This is a genomic window from Mesorhizobium sp. B2-1-3A (genome assembly GCF_006442655.1).
In the GTDB taxonomy this organism is placed as follows: Bacteria; Pseudomonadota; Alphaproteobacteria; order Rhizobiales; family Rhizobiaceae; genus Mesorhizobium.
The window spans coordinates 262,975-283,342 of record NZ_VFWK01000006.1 but is presented as its reverse complement, the minus strand read 5'-3'; the positions used below and the strand labels follow the sequence as shown (position 1 = coordinate 283,342).

The 20,368-nt window shown below is 62.0% G+C and carries 18 protein-coding genes; 5 read left to right on the top strand and 13 right to left on the bottom strand.

The features are described from left to right. The first annotated feature begins 37 nt into the window (after window positions 1-37). Window positions 38-490, top strand: a complete 453-nt coding sequence (locus FJ977_RS25800; RefSeq protein WP_140774982.1) for an OB-fold domain-containing protein — start codon at window positions 38-40, stop codon at window positions 488-490. Between the two features lie 106 nt (window positions 491-596). Beyond that, window positions 597-1,226 carry a TetR/AcrR family transcriptional regulator gene (locus FJ977_RS25795; protein WP_140774981.1) on the top strand — a complete coding sequence of 210 codons (630 nt, stop codon included), beginning with the start codon at window positions 597-599 and terminating at the stop codon, window positions 1,224-1,226. A gap of 246 nt (window positions 1,227-1,472) precedes the next feature. Here the strand turns inward: FJ977_RS25795 and FJ977_RS25790 are convergent, their stop codons facing one another. The 12 genes from FJ977_RS25790 to FJ977_RS25735 all read right to left on the bottom strand — a co-directional run bounded on the left by FJ977_RS25790 (window position 1,473) and on the right by FJ977_RS25735 (window position 15,595). Further along, window positions 1,473-2,591 carry a branched-chain amino acid ABC transporter substrate-binding protein gene (locus tag FJ977_RS25790; protein ID WP_140774980.1) on the bottom strand — a complete coding sequence of 373 codons (1,119 nt, stop codon included), beginning with the start codon at window positions 2,589-2,591 and terminating at the stop codon, window positions 1,473-1,475. Window positions 2,592-2,727: 136 nt separating this feature from the next. Continuing rightward, on the bottom strand, window positions 2,728-3,912 hold the full coding sequence (locus FJ977_RS25785; RefSeq protein WP_140774979.1) for an acetyl-CoA C-acyltransferase: 1,185 nt from the start codon (window positions 3,910-3,912) through the stop codon (window positions 2,728-2,730). A gap of 16 nt (window positions 3,913-3,928) precedes the next feature. Then, complete coding sequence (locus FJ977_RS25780; protein ID WP_140774978.1) at window positions 3,929-5,038, bottom strand: serine hydrolase domain-containing protein; 1,110 nt, start codon at window positions 5,036-5,038, stop codon at window positions 3,929-3,931. A 9-nt stretch (window positions 5,039-5,047) separates the two neighbouring features. Continuing rightward, complete coding sequence (locus FJ977_RS25775; RefSeq protein WP_140774977.1) at window positions 5,048-6,643, bottom strand: ABC transporter substrate-binding protein; 1,596 nt, start codon at window positions 6,641-6,643, stop codon at window positions 5,048-5,050. Between the two features lie 110 nt (window positions 6,644-6,753). Continuing rightward, window positions 6,754-7,521, bottom strand: coding sequence for a 3-hydroxyacyl-CoA dehydrogenase (locus FJ977_RS25770; RefSeq protein ID WP_140774976.1), 768 nt, complete (start codon window positions 7,519-7,521; stop codon window positions 6,754-6,756). 130 nt (window positions 7,522-7,651) lie between these two features. Next, a complete protein-coding gene (locus tag FJ977_RS25765; protein ID WP_140774975.1) occupies window positions 7,652-8,683 on the bottom strand; it encodes an AraC family transcriptional regulator in 1,032 nt (343 codons plus the stop codon). 19 nt (window positions 8,684-8,702) lie between these two features. Then, window positions 8,703-10,331: an AMP-binding protein gene (locus tag FJ977_RS25760; RefSeq protein ID WP_140774974.1), complete on the bottom strand. Its 1,629-nt coding sequence runs from the start codon at window positions 10,329-10,331 to the stop codon at window positions 8,703-8,705. Between the two features lie 8 nt (window positions 10,332-10,339). Next, window positions 10,340-11,089, bottom strand: a complete 750-nt coding sequence (locus FJ977_RS25755) for an enoyl-CoA hydratase/isomerase family protein (protein ID WP_140774973.1) — start codon at window positions 11,087-11,089, stop codon at window positions 10,340-10,342. A 10-nt stretch (window positions 11,090-11,099) separates the two neighbouring features. Then, on the bottom strand, window positions 11,100-12,791 hold the full coding sequence (locus FJ977_RS25750) for a methylmalonyl-CoA mutase family protein (protein WP_181180061.1): 1,692 nt from the start codon (window positions 12,789-12,791) through the stop codon (window positions 11,100-11,102). Further along, on the bottom strand, window positions 12,788-13,783 hold the full coding sequence (gene meaB / locus FJ977_RS25745; protein ID WP_140774972.1) for a methylmalonyl Co-A mutase-associated GTPase MeaB: 996 nt from the start codon (window positions 13,781-13,783) through the stop codon (window positions 12,788-12,790). Before meaB ends, FJ977_RS25750 begins: the two co-directional genes overlap by 4 nt. After that, window positions 13,780-14,247 carry a cobalamin B12-binding domain-containing protein gene (locus FJ977_RS25740; protein ID WP_181180060.1) on the bottom strand — a complete coding sequence of 156 codons (468 nt, stop codon included), beginning with the start codon at window positions 14,245-14,247 and terminating at the stop codon, window positions 13,780-13,782. Before FJ977_RS25740 ends, meaB begins: the two co-directional genes overlap by 4 nt. Window positions 14,248-14,257: 10 nt before the next feature. Continuing rightward, entirely contained in the window at window positions 14,258-15,595 is a 1,338-nt protein-coding gene (locus FJ977_RS25735) for an aspartate aminotransferase family protein (protein ID WP_140774971.1), read from the bottom strand. 97 nt (window positions 15,596-15,692) lie between these two features. Between FJ977_RS25735 and FJ977_RS25730 the strand changes: the two genes are divergently transcribed. After that, window positions 15,693-16,550 carry a LysR family transcriptional regulator gene (locus FJ977_RS25730; RefSeq protein WP_140774970.1) on the top strand — a complete coding sequence of 286 codons (858 nt, stop codon included), beginning with the start codon at window positions 15,693-15,695 and terminating at the stop codon, window positions 16,548-16,550. A gap of 156 nt (window positions 16,551-16,706) precedes the next feature. On the opposite strand, the gene FJ977_RS25725 is transcribed toward FJ977_RS25730, so the two are convergent. Beyond that, the gene (locus FJ977_RS25725) at window positions 16,707-18,119 is read right to left on the bottom strand and encodes a short-chain fatty acyl-CoA regulator family protein (RefSeq protein WP_140774969.1); all 1,413 of its coding nucleotides are present in this window, start codon (window positions 18,117-18,119) and stop codon (window positions 16,707-16,709) included. Window positions 18,120-18,250: 131 nt separating this feature from the next. On the opposite strand from FJ977_RS25725, the gene FJ977_RS25720 reads away from it, so the two are divergent. Together FJ977_RS25720 and FJ977_RS25715 are read left to right on the top strand one after the other, a co-directional pair. Further along, window positions 18,251-18,832, top strand: coding sequence for a biotin transporter BioY (locus FJ977_RS25720; RefSeq protein ID WP_140774968.1), 582 nt, complete (start codon window positions 18,251-18,253; stop codon window positions 18,830-18,832). Beyond that, window positions 18,832-20,364: an acyl-CoA carboxylase subunit beta gene (locus tag FJ977_RS25715; RefSeq protein WP_140774967.1), complete on the top strand. Its 1,533-nt coding sequence runs from the start codon at window positions 18,832-18,834 to the stop codon at window positions 20,362-20,364. Before FJ977_RS25720 ends, FJ977_RS25715 begins: the two co-directional genes overlap by 1 nt. Window positions 20,365-20,368: the final 4 nt, after the last annotated feature.

Below are 20,368 nucleotides of genomic sequence, written 5' to 3'. Positions count from 1 at the left end.
GGACACCTCAAATTTCCTCGATACAAGGACGAAAGAAATGGAACTTCTGAAGCGCCGCGAGGCCTGGAACATCACCTACACCCACGCACTCGGCGAAACGGCGAGCTGGTTTTACGTTCAGGTCCGCGACAACGCCAAGATCTACGGCAAGCGTTGCGGCAAGACGGGCCGTGTCCTGGTGCCGCCGCGCGCCTTCTCCGACCAGACGCTCGAACCGACGACCGACTGGGTCGAAGTAGGCCCCGGCGGCCGCATCGAGACGTTCACGATTGTCTACGAGGAATTCCAGAACCTGCCGCCGCCGCCCTACGCCTTCGGCTATGTGATGCTGGACGGCGCGGACACCGCGATAGGCGGCTTCTTCAAGGGCGTGAATCTGTCCGACGCGGCAAAGGCGGCCGAACTGCTCAAGGTCGGCACGCGTGTCACGACGAAATTCGCCGAGCAGCGCAAGGGCGACATGCTGGACTTCTGGTTCGAGCGCGCCTGACGCAGGGCTGACAACCGGCGGCATATGTGACCAGACAGGTGTATGACGTTCAGCAGGAATCGAATAAGGAAAAATCTGCTTCCGCCGTCGGGAAAGTTTAAGTCCTATGCCACAGACAAACATGGGAATACGCGACGAGATCGCCGCGTTGAAAAGGACCCGAATACTCGCGGCGGCGGCCGATCTTTTTTATGAAAACGGCTACGAGAACACGACGCTGGACGCCGTTGCGGAACGTTTGGGTGTCTCAAAGCCGTTCATATATGCCCATTTCAATTCCAAGGCCGACCTTCTCGCGGATATCTGTTCGCGCGGTATCGCCTCATCCCTGGAGGCGCTGGATCAGGCATTGTCGACCGATGCCTCGCCGGGACAGAAGCTGGAGATGCTGAGCAAAGGCTTCGTCACCGCTGTGCTCAAGGCCCAGACCTATATTGCGATATTCTCCCGCGAGGAAAAGAACCTGCTTCCGGAGGATTTCGACCGCATCAACGACATGCGTCGCGAATTCGATCGCAAGCTGACCAACTTGCTGCGCCAAGGCGTCGATATCGGAGAATTCACCATGTCGGACCCGCATATAGCCGCGCTGGGCATCGGGGGCATGGTGAGTTGGGCTTACGTCTGGTACCGCAAGGAAGGGCGCCTTTCGATCGCGGAAGTCGCGGACGAGCTCACCAAGGTCATCCTTGCCATAGTCCAGTACCGTCCCCGGACAGGCAAGCGGTCTCGCTGACCGCAACGTCGGTCGCATAAACGCGGCGAGGAGCCCGCCCATAAGGAAGTCCTAGGATGTCAGGCGACCTCGCGCCCTTGGCTGGTGAGCGAAATCCCCCGGACCTTGGTGGCAATCGCCGCGAGGAAGTAGAGGCTGTTCTGGCCGGCGGAATAGGTGCTTGCCAGGGATTCTTCGAGTTCGATCCCACAAGATGCCCGGCCGTGACACCGGGCATCTTTGAAAATGAAAATGGATCTTCAGTCCTTATTTTTCGAAATAGGTGGGTTTTCCGTCCGCACCCTTCTTCCATTCGTAAACGACGTAGTCCGGGCGCGTCGGGTCGCCCTTCGCGTCGTAACCAAAGTCGCCGATGGCGGTGCTGAACGGACCGTTCGCCTTGAGGGCGTCGGCCACCTTGTGCGCGTCGTCGGCGGAGCCGGTTTTTGCGATTGCGGCGGCGATAACCTGGACGGCGGCGTAGGAGTATAGTGTATAGGCCTCCGGCTCGAAGCCGGCAGCGCGGAATTTCTCGACGATACCCTTGGCGGCCGGATTCTTGCGCGGGTCCGGGCCGAAAGTGTTGAGTGTGCCGATTACGGCGTCACCGGCGATCGCGGCGAGTTCGTTCGATACCATGCCATCGCCCGAGAAAAGCGTTGCCTTCAGACCCTGATCGGCTGATTGGCGCATGATCAGGCCGGCCTCGGTGTGCAGACCGCCGAAGTAGATCAATGTGACTCCGGCCTCCTTCATCTTTGCGATCAGCGCCGAGAAGTCCTTGTCGCCGATATTGATACCTTCATACAGCACTTCCTTGATACCGTCGGCGTTCAACACGCCTTTCGTTACGTCGACAAGTCCTTGCCCGTATGGGGTCTTGTCGTGGACGATGGCAATCTTGGCATCTTTGAAGTTCGCAGCAATGTAGCCGCCGGCCACCTTTCCCTGCTGGTCGTCGCGTCCGCAGGTGCGGAACGTGTTCCACAGGCCGCGCTCGGTGAACTGCGGGTTGGTTGACGCTGGACTGATCTCGAGGACACCGTTTTCGGCATAGACTTCCGATGCCGGGATCGAGACGCCCGAGTTGAAGTGGCCGACCACGAACTTGACCCCGTCGCCGACGAACTTGTTGGCCACCGAGATACCCTGTTTCGGATCGGAGACATCGTCCCCGACCTCGATCCTGATCTGCTGGCCGAGGAGACCGCCGGCTGCGTTGATGTCCGCGGCCGCCTGTTCGGCGCCCTTCTGGAACTGTGCGCCAAAGGCGGCGTTCGGACCAGTTATCGGGCCGGCAACGCCGATCACAATGTCGGCCCAGGCGGCACCACTGAACACGCTCAGCGTGATCAGGGCGATCGAATGCAAAAGTAGTTTCTTCATGGATTAACGCTCCCATTAGCATTGTGGACGCTGGTTGGTACTTTCATGCGATGCCCACGTTTGACGCAGAAAGCTGACGGAGATCCGTGCCGCCGCCGTTCCCTCTTCGGGGGGCGCCAATGGGTCTCCGGATCGTTCAGGACATGAGTTCCACCGCCAGGGCAGTGGCCTCGCCACCACCGATACAGACAGAGGCAATTCCGCGTTTCAGGCGATGTTTTCGAAGTGCGTAAATGAGCGTGACAATCACACGTGCGCCCGACGCGCCGATGGGATGGCCGAGCGCACACGCGCCGCCGTGAACGTTCACTTTGTCCGGTGGCAGGTTGAGGTCGCGCGCAGCCGCCATCGGCACCACCGCGAATGCCTCATTGATCTCGAAGAGATCCACGCCCTCGAGAACCCAATTGATCTGTTGGCAAAGCTTTCGGATGGCTCCAACAGGCGCGGTCGCGAAAAGATTGGGTGATTGCGCGTATGTGGCATGCCCCCGGATTGCCGCAAGCGGGGTGACGCCGCTTTCATCCGCCTGCGAACGGCGCATGAGCACGAGTGCCGCGGCACCGTCCGAAATCGACGAGGAATTCGCCGCCGTCACCGTACCGCCCTCCCGGAAGGCAGGTTTCAGCATTGGAATCTTTTCGATCTTGGCCTTTGCGGGCTGTTCGTCCTCGCTGATGTCGGCGTTGCCTGCCATCAGCGCGACGGGGGCGATCTCTTCCATAAAGCTGCCGTCAACAATGGCCTTTCGCGCCTTCTCAAGGGAGGCAACGGCAAATGCATCCTGGGCGCCGCGGGTAAATTGGTAGGCCTCGGCACAGTCCTCGGCAAAGGTCCCCATGAGCCGCCCTTTGTCATAGGCATCCTCCAGGCCATCAAGGAACATATGATCGACAATCCTGTCGTGCCCCATGCGATAGCCGGAGCGCGCGCGCTCGAGCAGGTAAGGCGCGTTGCTCATGCTCTCCATGCCGCCCGCTACGATGGCGGCCGCGGACCCGCTGACGATAAGGTCGTGCGCAAGCATGGCCGACTTCATGCCGGAACCACACATCTTGTTTACCGTTGTGGCACCGACGCCCAATGGGAGGCCTGCTCCGAGGGCTGCCTGACGCGCGGGGGCCTGGCCCTGACCGGCAGTCAGAACGCAGCCAAGCAGCACCTCATCAACCAGTCCGATGTCGATCCCGGACCGCCCGAGGGCGGCACGGATGGCGGTCGCACCAAGCTCCACGGCGGTGACGTTCTTTAAGTTCCCTTGAAACCCGCCAAGTGGCGTCCTGGCTGCCCCGACGATAACGACCGGATCACGCGTGTTCACCTTCTCCTCCCCTCGCCTATGGTTGGATCGCCAGGATGGCCTGGTCGACAACCGCATGGAGGCCACTGGCATGGAAGGACATGCGATTGCCCGATCCGACATTGCTGGTCATGGCAATGGTCAGCCCGCTTTCGGGATCATGCTGCATGACACAGACATAGCCCGGGACGCTGCCCTGGTGGCCGTAGAACGCTCGGCCGCCATAAGCACTCCGGAACATGCCGGCGCCGGTTTCGCGCATGCGGGTACCGGGGAAGGAGGCCGGCACCCGCGAGCCGAACATCTCCTCGAACCATGGGGACGACATCACCTCGCCGGCAAACAAGCCGCGCAGGAAGGCGACGAGATCGCTTGGCGTGGAGACCATGTCGCCCAGGCCATATGCGGCTGAATAGGGAAATGTATCGGACGAATCCTGCAACGCATCCGAATAGGCCAGCACCCCATCCATGCGCCACATCTCGCCTCCCAAGGCGATGTCTCTGGTTGCATCCGCGGGCTGTGGAGGACGATGGTAGTAGCCCCGCACCAGCCGCTCGGCAGGATAGGCTTCGGTGGCTGGCGACCAGGTATCGTGCAATCCAAGAGGCCCGAGCACTAGCTCGCGAACGCAGGCGCCGAGAGACTGGCCGGTGACCTCTTCGATCAGCAGTCCCGCCAAGACGTAGCCGGTGTTGTTGTAGACGGCTGGGCCGCCGGGCGCCTTCTGACCGCCCGCCTCGAAGGCGATGCCGATGAGTTCGTGCGGTTTCCAGACCCGGCCTGGGTCCATCGGTATCTCATACTCGAATTCCGGCAGGCCGCTGCGATGATTGACCAGTTGCCGCACCGAAATCCGTTCCGCGCCAGGGAGGTCGGGGAACCAGTGCGAGATCGGTGCTGCGAGGTTGATCTTGCCGTCCTCGGCCAACCGGACGAGCGCGGCGACGACGAACGTCTTCGTGCAGCTCCCGATCTTGAAGAGCCTATCGGGCGTAACGGCCGTGCCATCGCACCGGTCCGCCACTCCCGCAGTGACGACTTCCGTAGGTCCGCCTGCCACGGCGAAAGCAAGCGAGGCCCCTACCGCACCCTGGTCGATATAGTCGGCGAGCAAACGGCCGAGCTCATCCACTGTTCTTGTCATCCGCGCGTCCTACTCAGCGATGTCGACGCGAGCGAAATTCTGGCGGCCGAACGGATCCATCACATAGTTCAGCACGCTCTTGCGCACCGGGATCGACACGACGGAATGCGCGATCGGCACCCCGGGAACCTCAGTCTTCACGATCTCCTGCGCCTGGCGATATATCTCGGCGCGCTTGGCGAGATCGGACTCGGCGCGGCCTTGCTGCAACAGCCTGTCGAAATCCTTGTCGCACCAGCGCGAGCGGTTGGAGCCGCCGGCGACGCCATCGCAGCTCAGCATGTAACTGAGCAAATTGTCGGGATCGCCATTGTCGCTGCTGCCCCCGAGCAGGAAACTGTCGTGCTCGCCGGCCGAGGTGCGCTTGAGATACTCGCCCCACTCATACGAAACGATGGCGGACGTCACGCCGACCGCGGCCCAATCGGCCTGGATCATCTCAGCCATGCGCCGAGCATTGGGATTGTAAGGCCGCGAGACGGGCATCGCCCACAGGCTGATCGACAGGCCGCTTTCATAGCCAGCTTCCTTCAGCAGTTTCCTCGCGGCTTCGGGATCATAGTCGATGGCGGCGTCCTTGATGGCGCCGAGCTGCGCCGGCGGCACCATGCTGCCGGCCAACCTGCCGGTACCCTGGTAGACCGCCTCGACGATCGCCTTGCGGTCTATCGCCTTGGCAAGCGCGGTGCGCACCCTCACATCGCCGAATGGCTTGTGCTCGACGTTGAAGCCGAGGACACCGACGTTCTGTCCCTCGATCTGGTGGACGTCGATGTCGGGATCGCTCTTCAGGTCAGCGACGGAGGATGGGGGCGGCAACGCGGCGACCTGGCATTCATTGGCCTTCAGCCGCTCGACCCGCGTCGTCGGCTCCGGCGTGATGGCAAAGACCAGCGTGTCGATCTTGGGTGCACCGCCCCAGTAATCCTGGTTGGCGGCGTAGCGGATCTGATTGTCGGCGACATAGGCCTGAAGTACGAACGGTCCGGTGCCGACCGGCTCCCTGTCGATCAGCTCAGGGGTGCCGGCGGCGACCATCTTCTGCGTCTGCTCCAGCGACAGGATCGACATGGCGTCGAGCGCGATGCCGGACAGGAAGGTCACGTTGGGAGCGTTCAAGGTGAAGCGTACTGTGTTGTCGTCGTCCTTCTCGATCCTGTCGATCATCGAGCCGAGACCGGCGGCGGCGAACATCTCATAAGAGCCGTTGCCGAGCTTGTGGTAGGGATTGTTCGGGTCCCGCTGGCGGTTGAATGTGTAAAGCACGTCGTCGGCGCCGAAGTTGCGCGTTGGGGTGAAATGCGCACTCGATTGAAATTTGACGCCGTGGCGCAGGTGAAACGTGTAGGTCTTGCCGTCCGGCGAAACATCCCAGCTTTCGGCCAGCGCGGGCCCGATCTCGGTGGAGCCTGGCTTGAACTCGACCAGCCGGTTGAAGATGGTCTTGGCGGCCGCGTCCATGGTGGAGTCGGCGGTGCTGGTCATCGGGGTGAAGGTTTCGGGGCTGGCCTCCGAGCAGTAGACAAGCGTCTTTGCGCACACCTGTCCCGCAACGAGGATCGACGACGCAAGGATGGCGACACGCAGGAGGGACAAAGGCTTCATGTCAGGAACTCTCCCATTCTGGTTTCGGGTCATCGGCTGCGAAAGGCAGGGCCATTGACCCGCATCGAAATTCCGGCTGCCAACCGCCAGGACACGAGGCCATCGCGGGATCAGCGCGGCGCCATGCGCAGCGCGCCGTCGAGGCGGATGACCTCGCCATTCAGCATCGTGTTCTCGCAGATGTGCTTCACCAGCCCGGCGTACTCATCCGGACGGCCAAGGCGCGGCGGAAACGGCACACTCGCGCCGAGAGCATCCCGGACCTCCTGCGACATGGCGGCCATCATCGGTGTTTCAAAGATGCCCGGGGCTATGGTGGCGACGCGCACGCCATAGCGCGCCAGTTCGCGCGCGACCGGAAGCGTAAGTGCCGCGACGCCGCCCTTCGACGCCGCATAGGCCGCCTGGCCGATCTGCCCGTCGAATGCGGCGATCGAAGCCGTATTTATGATCACCCCGCGCTCGCCCTCGGCGTCGGGTTCCCCCTTCACCATCAGATCGGCGACAAGCCGCACCATGTTGAAGGTCCCGACGAGGTTGATGGCAATCGTGCGTGCAAATCTTTCCAGACTGTGGGGTTCGCCGCGTCCAATCACCTTTTCGCCTGGCGCCACACCGGCGCAATTCACCAGGCCATGGACGTGGCCAAAGGCATTCCTCGCGAGCTCGATGGCGGCGGCCCCGTCAGCCTCACTGGTGACGTCGGCCCGTTGAAAGCGCACCGCGCCGCCAATCTCCGAGGCCAGTCTTTCGCCAGCCGCGGCATTCACGTCTATCGCCAGGACGCATGCGCCCTCCTGCGCGAACATGCGTGTGACCGCCGCTCCCAATCCGGAACCTGCGCCGGTGACCAGAAAGACTTTATCCTTGATCCGCATTGCAACATGTCCGGGCGAGAGTTTCTCGCCCGGACATGTTGCAATGAAGCAAAGTGGCATACGATGACCGAAGCGTTCAGATTTGATGATCGGTTTTGCAATGTTTGCTGCCCGGTGCGGTCTGCGCGCGTCACGTCACCGAAGTCGCCGACGAATTGTCTGTCGCATTGAGCCCGGAGGCGGCCTCCCGGCGAAACGAAGCGGGGCTTTTGCCAGTCCATTTCTGAAATGCCCGATGGAAGGCACTTGGTTCTGAAAAGCCGATATCGGCTGCCAGATCGGCCACGGTTCGATTTCCGCCAAGCAGGGCTTCCATCGCCAAGGCCCTGCGCATTTCGTCCTTGATGGAACGATAGCTCTGCCCCTCCGACTGCAATCGGCGGCGCAAGGTCGGCGCCTGCATGCGCATGCCCGCGGCGAGGCTCTCGAAACTCGGCCAAGCGGATGGAACCGTCATGTGAAGGCGGCCGCGGATGGCGGTCGAGAGTCCCGCATCATGGCGGTAGCGCACCAGAATATTGGCAGGCGCCTGGCGCAGGAATTCCCGCAATGCGCATGCGTCCCGGATAGTCGGCAGATTCAGGAAGTCGGCGTCGAAGACAAGACGGCTCTCCGGCTGATCGAACCGCACAGGTGCGCCGAAAAACAGACGGTAATCGGTTCCGGTGGGCGGTGCGCTGCACTTGAAATCGACCCACCGGATCGGCAGGCGGCGGCCTACCAGCCAGCAGTTCACGCCATGGACGATGATCCAGAAGGTGCGATAGGCGAAGGCCGATCTTAGCGGACCGGCATCCTTCAACGTCACCTCGGCAAGGCCGTCCTTGATGATCAGTTCGCCGTGGGGATCATCAAGAACCGCGCGCAGGAATCGCAGGCCTCGCCGCAACGCATGCTCCAGGTTCTCGGTTGACAGGACTGCCTGACATAGCAACGCAAAACTGCCTGCCCGCATCGGCCGGGCACCTTCGCCGAAAAACTCGTCGTCCATGGTCTCGGCGACGGCGTGCCAGAGGGCGCCGTATTGCTGCGCTGAAATCGGTTCGGTAATGACCGGCGGCAGCCCCACTTTGGCCAGCAGGGGCTCGATCTGCACATCGTGGCGGCGAAGGCATTCGAGCGTATCGTCCATGAAACAGGGAGCGATCATCCGGCGTTCCATCGCTTGAACCTCCGCCGCGCTAGCGTTGTCCTCGATCAAAGGTGGCCGCGCTCACACCGCGTTGCCGCAAGGTGTTCCTGGCGACCTTTTCGGTTGGCGTTTTCGGCAGCGGGATGTCGGTGATCTCGATGTAGCGGGGGATCATATGGCGGGGTGCGAGCTCCCTGAAGTGATCGAGCAGTGCGGCTGGGTCCAGCGTTGAACCCGCTCTCCGCAGGGCTACAACCATGATGTCCTCTTCCGTGAATTCCGACGGAACCCCGAACGCGGCGCTTTCAACGATGTCCGGGTGTTTCTCGGCAACGGTCTCCACCTCGTAGGCGGAGATATTCTCGCCCCGGCGCCGGATTGCCTCGTTCAGGCGATGCTTGAAATAGAGCCAGCCGTCTTCGTCCATGACGCCGGCGTCGCCGGAATGGTACCAGAGATTCCTGAGCGTCTGCACTGTCTTTGCGTCGGCGCGATAGTAGCCGGAGAACATGCTCCAGCTCTTGTTCGGCCGCGACACGATCTCGCCCACCGTTCCGGGCGGAAGGGGTTTGTCGGCCTCATCGACGATCGCCACGTCCCAGTCCGGGTGGGGCCGGCCGCAGGAACCCGGCTTCGTTTCGTCCACCGTGTCCAAGGTCACGAAGCTGGTTTCCGTCTGTCCATAGCCCGTGACCAGTCTCATGTCGAAACGGCGCTCGAAGGCCTGCTTGTCAGGAACCATGGGAATGCACTGGCACACCCTGACGGGGTTATTGCCATCGTTCCCGGACTGCGGCGCGCGCGAGAGGATGACGGCCATGGCGCCCAGCAGGTTTGTCGCGGTCGCGCCGCTGGCGCGGACCTGATCCCAGAATCTTGACGCGCTGAAGCCATCGACCAGCGTTGTCGGCGTGCCGTAGATCAGGGGGAGGAACACGCCGAACATCTGGGCGTCGGTATGAAACAGCGGCAAGGCCGAGAAATAGCTGTCGGTGGTCGTGTAACCGAGATTGGATGCCATGGCCGCTGCCCAGGAATAGCAATGATGGTGGGACATCAACGCACCCTTGGCGGGTCCGGTCGTGCCGGACGTGTAGAGGATCGCCATCGGGTCGGAGTAGTGGATGTCAGCCAGATCAAACTCCGGCTTTGGCGCCAGACATTCCTCGAAGCTGACAATACGGCCGATCCTGATGCCCGCCGCCCTCGCCTCGCCCGGATCGGCTCCAACGAGGATGAGTGTGCGCAGACCGGGCAGCTTGTCCTGGACCCTTGCGAGCTCCGCAAGCGCGTTGGCGTCCGTAACGAGCACCTCCGCGCCACAGTTGTTCAGGTTATGGCAGAGCAGGTCTCCCTTCAGGCCGGGATTGGTCGGCACCTCGATCGCGGCCAGGCATGATGACGCAAACCACATCGCAACGAGTTCAAAGCAATTGGGCAGCAGCATCGCCACGCGGTCCGATCGGCCAACGCCCAGCTTGCGCAGGCCGAGCGCCAGCCGGCTGGATACGTCCAGCATGTCCTCGAAGCTTGCCGTACGCCCGCAGACGTCGATGAATTTCTTGCCGCCGAGCCTTTCGGCCTGCTCCAGCAGTATCCTGGACAGCACCCGGCCGGCTATGTCGTCTTCGTGCTTGCCGGGAATGTAGATGGAAGGCTGGATTTCGAGCATCGTCATGGGCGCGGTCAAAACTCTTTTGCCCGGGCCTGCGCCTCGGGAGACAAAAAGCCGCTGACCGTGGCTCTGGTCTCGAGGGTCATTGCGTCCGCGAGGGATGAATGAAAGCCTTCATTGATTGCGTGCTTGACGTCGGACACGGCACCGGCCGGCCGCCCGGCGATCGTCAGCGCCAGTTTTCTGGCTTCATCGAGCAGTTCGGCCTCCGCAAACAGCTTCCACGCGATGCCCACTTCGACGGCCTTCCTGGCATCGTGACGTTCGCCAAGGATCATCAGTTCCTTGGCGACCTGCGGGCCGACCTGTTTCGTCAGCAGCGCCGTCACGCCGCCGGTGACGAACAGCCCATAGCTGACCTCCGGGAAGAACCAGCGCGTGTTATCGGCAAACAGCCGGAAATCGCAGTTGATGGCCCATTCGAGCGCCCCTCCAACGCACCAGCCATGCACCGCCGCGATGACGATCTTCCTGGACTGCATGATCTGCAGGGTAATGTTCTGAATGGCCTCGACCCAGGCTTGCGTCGCGGCTTCGGACGTTGTCTGCGCATCAAGGTCCTTGAGGTCATCCCCGGAACAGAAAGCCCGTCCTTCGCCATGCAGAATGATCACTCGGGTGGTTTCATCCGCTTCGGCTCTCGCAAGCGCCTGGGCGAGTTCATCGACAAGCTGCCTGTTCATGGCATTGAGTCGTTCGGGCCGGTTCAGCTTGATCCAGGCGACGGGCCCGTCGTTTCTTGAGATGACTGCTTTGGTCATGGCGTCCTCCTCAGACGATCATCGGTTCGGCGTAAGAGCCCCAGACATCGCGCAGCGCGGCGCAGATCTCGCCCAGCGTCGCCCTGGCTTTCACCAGTTCGATCGTCTTCGGGAGCAGGTTGATGTCGTCGGACCCGGCCTGCTGGGCGAGTTCCTGCAAAAGTTGCTGGACGCGGGCGCTGTCGCGATTTTTCCGCACCGCATTCAGCCGATCGATCTGCAGCTGGGTGCAATGATCGTCATAGGGATGGATGTGAACCTCCGCCGACCCGCTGGTCTCGTCGACATAGCGGTTGACCCCGACCGAGACCTTCTCGCCGCTGTCGATCTTCTTGAAGGTCGCATAGGCCGAGTCCGCCAGCTTCTGCTGGAACCAGCCCTCCTCGACCAGCTTGATCGCGCCGCCGCGCTGGTCCACTTCGTCCAGCACCTTCCAGATTTCGGTTTCCATGTCGCGCGTCAGGCTTTCGACGAAGTACGAGCCGCCGAGCGGATCAATCACCGATGTCACGTTGATTTCTTCGCGGATGATCTGCTGGGTGCGGATCGCCAGTTTCATCGCCTCTTCGGTCGGGATGGCAAAGGCCTCGTCGAGACCGTTCGTGTGCATGCTCTGGCAGCCGCCCAGCACCGCGCCAAGTGCTTGGATGGCCGTTCGCATGAGGTTGTTGTGGTGCTCGACCTTGGTCAGGCTCATCGCCGCGGTCTGCACATGCACCCGCAGCCGCATGGATTCCGGCTTCCTGGCCTTGAACCGCTCGGACATGATCCTGGCGTAGACGCGTCGCGCCGCCCTGAACTTGCAGATCTGCTCGAAGAAATCCTGGTGGCTGATGAAGAAGAACGACAGCCGGGGCGCGAAGTCATCGATGTCCATGCCGGCGGCAATGACCTCCTCGCAATAGGCGATGGTGAAGGCCATGATGAAGGCGATTTCCTGCAGCGCGTTCCCGCCGACATCGGACAGATGATACCCGCTGAGGCTGATCGGATTGATCTTCGGCGTCGTCCTGGCCGAGTGCATGATCAGGTCGCGCAGGAGCCTGACCGCGGGCCGCACCGGATAGATCCATTCCTTCTGGGCGACATATTCCTTCAGCGGGTCCGCCTGCAGCGTCCCCGTCAGCTTGTGCAGGTCATAGCCGCGCTGTTCGGCGACAGTGACGAACATGGCGTAGATGACCCAGGCCGACGGATTGATGGTCAGTGAGACCGAGATCGTCTCGAGGTCGATGCCATCGAAGAGGCGGTCGACATCATCGACCGTATCGATCGCGACGCCAACGCGCCCCACTTCGCCGAATGCCATCGGGTTGTCTGAATCCAGCCCCAGCAGCGTCGGGAGATCGAAATCGGTCGAGAGCCCGGTCTGGCCTGTCTGGATCATGTATTTGTAGCGCTGGTTGGTGGCTTCCGGATTGCCGAAGCCGGCGACCTGCCGGATGGTCCAGGGCCGTCCGCGATACATCGTCGGATAGACACCACGCGTGAAGGGATAGGCGCCTGGAAAGCCGAGGTCGGCCGCGGGGATATCCGCGACATCGGCCGCGGTATAAATCCGCTTCAGCGGAATCCCGGATTCCGTTTCGTATGCGGGCTTCTCCTCGGGCCTGCTCTTCAGCGCAGCCGCGAGTTCGTTGTCTTCCCACTCGGTTTGCTTTTCCCGAATGTCTTCGATCGCTTGCTTCGAGAACAGATTCATTCCACCCGTGCCTCATTGTCCCAACCCAGCAACCGGCAGGCGGCGACGGACGGATCCATGTCCCTGTTCACCACCGCCTGGATGTGGTTCTCGAGGTCGTCGGTTTGCTCGTTGAACTTGAGCTGGAACAGATGCCTGGCGGTGCCGAGTATCCGCGTCCTGGACATGCCGCGCTGGCGCTGCGCCAATTCGCCGCTCTCGCGCAGATGCGCCCAGTGCCGGCCGATCGCGTCTTTCAGCTCGCCGATGCTCTCGCCCGAGACCGCACTGACCGGAAGAACGGGCGGATTCCAGCCCGTGCCTGTCTTGGCCGTTCCCAGCGCCATCATGCCTTTCAGGGCCGAAACCGTGGCCGGCGCCTCCGGCTTGTCGCATTTACTGACCGCGTGTATGTCGGCGATTTCCAGGATGCCTGCCTTGATCGCCTGGATGTCGTCGCCAAGCCCGGGAGCGGACAGGACCACGATCGTGTGTGCCGCCGTCACCACCTCCACCTCGTCCTGGCCGACGCCGACGGTTTCGATGATGATCGGCGAGTATCCCGCCGCATCCAGAATATCGACCGCCTGGAGGGTCGAGCGAGCGAGGCCGCCAAGATGGCCGCGCGTCGCCATGCTGCGGACAAAAGCCTGGCAGGACTGCGCCGCATCGCTCATCCGCACCCGGTCGCCCAGAATGGCACCCCCGGAAAACGGACTGCTCGGATCGACCGCGATGACCCCGACCTTGTATCCGTCCGAAGCGAAAGCCTTGATGAGAGCGGAGACAAGGGTGGACTTGCCCGCGCCCGGCACGCCGGTGATGCCGACGATATGCGCCTTGCCCGAGTGCTTGTAGATTTCCGCCAGAGCTTCCGAGGCCTCGGCATATCCGGCCTCGGCACGTGAAATCATGCGGGCAATGGCCAGAATACCGCCTGCAAGAACATCGGGCAAAAGCTCAATCGAAGGTATGTAGGCGGCGCGCTTCGCCTGTCTCGAGGATGCGCTCATATGCGACCACGGGCCTCGATCAGATTCCTGATTGTCGTGACAATCAGATCGGCCCGTGCCTCCTGTGGAACGATGGCGTCGACGCCGCTTTCCGACAAGGCGGCGTAGTCTTGCTCTGGGATCACGCCGCCCGCGACAACGAAAATGTGTTCGGCTTTCTGCTCCCGCAGGCAGCGTCCCAATTCCCGAAACAGCGGCACGTGGGAGCCCGACAGAAGGCTGACGCCGATAACGTCGACGTCTTCCTGTATCGCGGCGTTGACGACCTCATTGGGCGATTTGTAGAGGCCGGTGTAGACGACTTCCATTCCGGCATCCCTGAGGATGCGGGCCACGATCTTGGCGCCCCGGTCATGACCATCCAGGCCGAGCTTGGCGACAAGCACTCGAATGGTGCCGGGCGAATGCACGTCGGCATCCACCCCGGCGCTGATGGCCGGGCCAGTCATGTTTGTGTCAGTCATTGTTGCGCCTTCACTCCGCCGCGATGCCGGAAAGGCCCGCGGTCTCGGCAAGCCCGGATTCGATCGAGTCGGAAATGATCCTCAGGCCGAGGTCCAGTTCCTCCTCGGAGATCGTCAGCGGCGGGGCTATGCGAAACACGCCGCCCATCCCGGGAAGCTTGACGATGTTCATGCTCAGGCCGCGCCGGAACGCTTCCGCCGCGATCCTCGCGCCAAGCTCATGGTCCGGATCCCTGCGCTCGCCATTCTTGACGATCTCGACGCCAAGCATAAGGCCACGGCCACGCACGTCGCCGACGCATTCGTATCGCTGCTTCAGCCCTGACAGTCCGTCGAACAATCTCGCGCCCAGATGCCGTGCCCGCTCGACCAGCTTTTCTTCCTCGACCACGTCGAGCACGGCGAGGCCCACGGCTGCCGGCAGGGGGTCGGAAACATGCGTTGTGTAGAACAGGAAACCCTTCTCGTGCGCCGCCTCTTCAATCTCGGCTGTTGTCATCACCGCGGCCAGGGGAAGGCCCGCGCCGAGGGTCTTGGACAGGGTCAGTATGTCCGGCGTGATGCCGTCCCTTTGAAAGGCGAACATATCGCCGGTGCGGCCAATGCCGGTCTGCGCCTCGTCCAGGATAAGCAGCATTCCGCGTTCGCGGCATTTCTGCTTGAGCGCCGCCAGATAGCCGATCGGCAGCTCCAGCATACCGCCGCTTGAGAGGATCGGTTCGGCGATAAAGGCCGCGAGGTTGCCTGTCGACTGGCTGTCGACCAGATTGAACGCGTCGTCCAGTTCCGTGCGCCAGTCGAGCGACCAGTCGGCATGCTTGAAGCGCGGGCGGAAACTGTTGGGCGCCGGGATGGCCAGCGACCCGACAGCGGCAGGCCCATAGCCTTTGCGGCCGGCGCTGTACGTCGCCGATGCCGCCGCTCCCGTCATGCCGTGCCAGCTTTTCGAGAAGGCAACGATCTCGTGCTTGCCGGTCACCAGCTTCGCCATCCGGATGGCTGCTTCATTCGACTCCGCGCCCGTCGAAAGCAGCAAGGTCCTGTCGAGGTCGGGCGCGAGCGCCGCAAGGCGCTCGGCAAGCTCGACCACGGGACGGGACAGCATGCCGCTGAACAGGTGCGCAACTTTCTCGACCTGCCGGCTGACCGTCGAAACAATCCTGGGGTGGGCATGGCCGAGCAGCGCGCTCATCTGCCCGGACGTGAAGTCGAGGATGGGCCTGTCGTCCGCATCATAGACGAATGAGCCCGCGGCGCGCTCGATGATGGCGGGTTCGAACGTGCCGCCATAGCGTATGAGGTGCTTCTGCGCCGAAGCCCAAAACCCGCGATCCAAGTTCTTTGACATCTCACAGCCCCGCTGAAGCGTTCAACAGGACAATTAGCGGTTGGCGCGGATGCAGTAAAATTGATAGTAATCGGATTCAGATATCAACGGAATTGATATGCACGCTCCACTTGATCTCCGGCTGCTGGCAACGTTCGTCCGTGCCGCCCATTCGGGCACGCTCAGCGCGACGGCCGTGCAGGTCGGGCGCACGCAATCTGCCGTGACCATGCAGATCCAGCGGCTGGAAGACGCTCTTGGCCGGAGTCTGTTTCATCGAAGCGGCAGCGGGGTCCGGCTGAACGGCAATGGAGAACGCTTCCTGGTCTATGCCGAACGCATCCTCAAGATCCATGACGAAGCGATTTCGGCGTTCTCGGACAAGGGTCTGCACGGTTCGATGACGTTCGGCAGCCCCGAGGATTATCTGAGCGCTTTCTTTCCCACGCTGCTGAAGAGCTTCGGAAGCCTCTACCCCGATATCGAGATCAAGGTCGTTTCCGCGCCGACCGTTGAACTGCGCACGCTCCTGCACTCGCGCCAGATCGATCTGGCGCTTGTCTCGACCCCGAATGCAAACAGTTCTGAGGATATCGTCCGCACGGAAGGGCTGGTGTGGGTGGGCAGCAAACCGACCCTGGCGCTTCACGAGTTCGGCGACATCGTGCCTCTGGCTCTGCCTGCATCGAACGCCATGGACCACAGAGCCGCATGCGACGCCATGGCCACCGCCAGGCTGCAATACAAAATATCGTATGCAAGCAACAGTCTTGCCGGATTGATTGCGGTCGCACGGTCTGGTCTTGCCATAAGCGTGATGACCGAGGAGGCGGTCCCATCCGACCTCCATGTTCTGAACGCCCCCCTTCCCCAATTGCCCCGCCTTGGCGTTTTGATCGCCTTTGCCGACACTGAACGGTCGCCAGCGGTCGACGCATTCGCCAATCACATCCGAAGCGTTCTTCCGTCGCTCTGAGACCGTCGATATCCACGCGTGTCGTCCGCACGCAATCCACTAGCTTGATGAGGCCCTATCCGGCGGGCAAGCCCTCGACAGATTTCGACCGAACGACTTTGGTCAGGTTGTAAGATCCGAGCCTCAATCCAGCAGAGATGGTGTTGCTCGCCGCCTTCAAGAAATCGTATACGGCAACGTTGCGCGTCGGTTGTGGTCCACCATTAGCCGGCTCTTGAGCGGTGGGACGGCGCGCTGGAAGCAATTTACGCGTTCGCAAATCCGGCATGATATGCCGATCGGATCGAAAGCTGTGCAGCTGGTAAGGTCAAGACCGTCGGCATAGACGAAGTCGGCCGCATAAGTAACCTCACAGCCCAAAGCGATGGCATAACGCCGGTGCGGCGTATTGAAACCGCCGCCGCCCTTTGCGATTTCCGTGGCGACGCTCAGATAGCGCACGCCATCGGGCGTCTCGGCAAGTTGGCGGATGACGCGGCCCGGCGTTTCGAAGGCCTGATGTGCATTCCAGAGCGGACATGCCGCCCCAAAGCGAGCGAACTGAAGTTTTGCCGCGCTGTGACGCTTGGTGATGTTGCCGGCCCGGTCAATGCGGGCGAAGAATACGGGTACCCCCTTCAGCCCCGGCCGCTGCAAGGTCGAAAGACGATGGGCGATCTGTTCAAGGCTCGCACCGAAACGCGCCGCCATCAATTCGAGGTCGTGGCGGAGTTCTTTCGCTCCCGCCAGAAAATGCTGATAGGGCAGCATCAGTGCTCCGGCAAAATAATTGCGCAGACCTATCTTGCAGATCTCCGCGGATTCCTGTGTGCGGAAGTTCGCCCGCTGGATAATGGCTTCGATCTCTGCGTCCAATTCCAAGACGGCTATCTGGAACGCCATCTGGAACGTTCGTGTCGACGCCGGCGAATAGGGATTGAGGAAGAGGGCGCGGGAGGAGCCATGATATCGGCGCAGGATGTCCTCGCCGGGTTCCGCGCGCAGTATGCGCACACCGTGCCGGCTCTCCAGGTGGTTGGACAGGACAAGTCCGGTATCGCGATCCGGGATCCCAAGGCTCGTCGCCAGCCGTTCGGCTGCCAGATCGAGGTCAGAAATGTAGTTGTCGACGAAGTGGAAGAAGTCGCGGACTTCTTCGTATGGTGTTGGATCGCTCAAGGTATTGGTCCGAACCATCTGATCGTCGAAGCTTGCAAGCTGCTCGCTGTTGCGGCGATAGGCTTGGTGGCTGGCTATCAGCGCGTGGGCAAATCCTGGCGCATTTTGTGTGACGAGTTTCAGTTCCTGCAGGCTTGGCGAATAAGCATCGAAAACCGGATCGGCAAGCGCTTCGCTGAGCGCGGAGAGCAGGCGATCGCTGTCGCTTCCAGACATCGATCCGATATCGATCTTGAAGTGCTCGGCAAGCGATAGCAGCACCGAGGCCGAAACCGGGCGCTGATTGTTTTCTATCTGATTGAGGTAGCTGGTCGAGATGCCGATGCGCTCGGCGAAGGCGGCCTGGGTCGCTTTGCTGCTTTCACGCAGCTCGCGGACTTTTCTGCCGATGAAGAGCTTGCCTGCGGCCACGTTCGCAACTTTGCAAAATGCAGTTTGCAACTTTCTATATTACGCCTGCCTACCTGTTCAAACGTTTTCTCATTCGGGCCTGTCGCCTAAGACCCAGGCAGCCGGGTTCTGTGCACGGACAGGAGAAACGAATGACAATCTACAACGCCATTGCCGGGCGGTTGGGCACAACAAACCACTGGGTCGATATCGCCACCGTGGTGGCAGCCTCGCTGCTGGTGGCGATCTCGGCCAAGATCGCGGTGCCGTTCTACCCGGTACCGATCACCATGCAGACCTTCGTGGTCATCGGCCTGGGATTGGCCCTTGGACCGGTACGCGGCCTCGCTACCATTGCGCTTTATCTGGCAGAAGGTGCCGCGGGGTTTCCTGTCTTCGCCGGCACGCCGGAAAAGGGTATCGGCCTTGCCTACATGATGGGGCCGACGGGAGGATACCTCCTGGGCTATTTGCCATCGGTTCTTGTCGCCGGTTGGCTTGCTGTGCGCGGCTGGGATCGCAATCCACTTTACGCCACGGTCGCTGCCCTGCTGGCCGCCGCTGTCATCTACGTGCCGGGGCTGTTCTGGCTCGGCAGCGTCATCGGGTTCGACAAGCCGGTTCTGCAGTACGGCCTCATCCCGTTCATTCCCGGCGATATCGTCAAGGCGCTGCTGGCGGCGCTGGTCTTTCCCGCCGCCTGGAAGTGGCTCGACGCGCGGGACTGCCGTTGATGCGCGCCGTTCTCGAACAGCTTGAAGCGCGCCGCGGCGAGGCCCGTCTCGGCGGTGGGCAGAAGCGCATCGATGCGCAGCATGCCAAGGGCAAGCTGACGGCGCGCGAACGCCTCGACGTTCTCCTCGATGAGGGGTCGTTCGAAGAATACGACATGTATGTCACCCATCGTGCGGTCGATTTCGGCATGGCCGGCCAGAAGGTGGCGGGCGACGGCGTCGTCACCGGTTGGGGCACGATCAACGGCCGGCTGGTCTATGTCTTCTCCCAGGATTTTACAGTCCTTGGCGGCTCGCTGTCGGAGACCCACGCGCAGAAGATCTGCAAGATCATGGACATGGCGGTGCGCAACGGCGCCCCGGTGATCGGGCTCAACGACAGCGGCGGCGCGCGCATCCAGGAGGGTGTCGCTTCGCTCGCCGGTTATGCGGACGTGTTCAAGCGCAATGTCGATGCCTCCGGCGTCGTGCCGCAGATCTCGGTGATCATGGGCCCTTGCGCGGGCGGCGCGGTCTATTCGCCGGCCATGACCGATTTCATCTTCATGGTTCGTGACTCGTCGTACATGTTCGTCACCGGCCCTGACGTGGTGAAGACAGTCACCAACGAGGTTGTCACCGCCGAAGAGCTGGGCGGCGCGCGCACGCACACAACCAGATCGTCGGTTGCCGACGGCGCCTATGACAACGACATCGAAACGCTGGAGCGGGTTCGCGCCCTGTTCGACTTCCTGCCGCTCAACAATCGCGAAAGGCCTCCGGTCCGCCCCTTCCACGACGATCCGTCGCGGCTCGAAATGCGGCTCGACACGCTGGTGCCGGACAGCGCCGCCAAGCCCTACGACATGCGCGAGCTGATCCTGGCCATCGCCGACGAGGGCGATTTCTTCGAGATCCAGGAAGCCTTCGCCAGGAACATCCTCACCGGCTTCCTGCGCATCGAGGGCCAGACGGTCGGTGTTGTCGCCAACCAGCCGATGGTGCTGGCGGGCTGCCTGGACATAGACTCCTCACGCAAGGCGGCGCGGTTCGTGCGCTTCTGCGATGCTTTCTCGATTCCGATCCTGACTCTGGTCGACGTCCCCGGTTTCCTGCCCGGCACGGCGCAGGAATATGGCGGCGTCATCAAGCATGGGGCGAAGCTGTTGTTTGCCTACAGCCAGGCGACGGTGCCGATGGTGACGTTGATCACGCGCAAAGCCTATGGCGGAGCCTATGACGTCATGGCTTCGAAGCACATCGGCGCGGACGTCAACTATGCCTGGCCGACGGCCGAGATCGCGGTGATGGGCGCCAAGGGCGCGACCGAAATCCTCTACCGTTCCGAACTCGGCGACAAGGACAAGATTGCCGCCCGCACCAAGGACTACGAAGCTCGCTTCGCCAATCCCTTCGTCGCCGCCGAGCGCGGCTTCATCGACGAGGTGATCATGCCGCATTCATCACGCAAGCGGATCGCGCGCGCCTTCGCGGCACTGCGCGGCAAGAACCTCGAGCCGCGCTGGAAGAAGCACGACACCATGCCGCTGTGAGGCC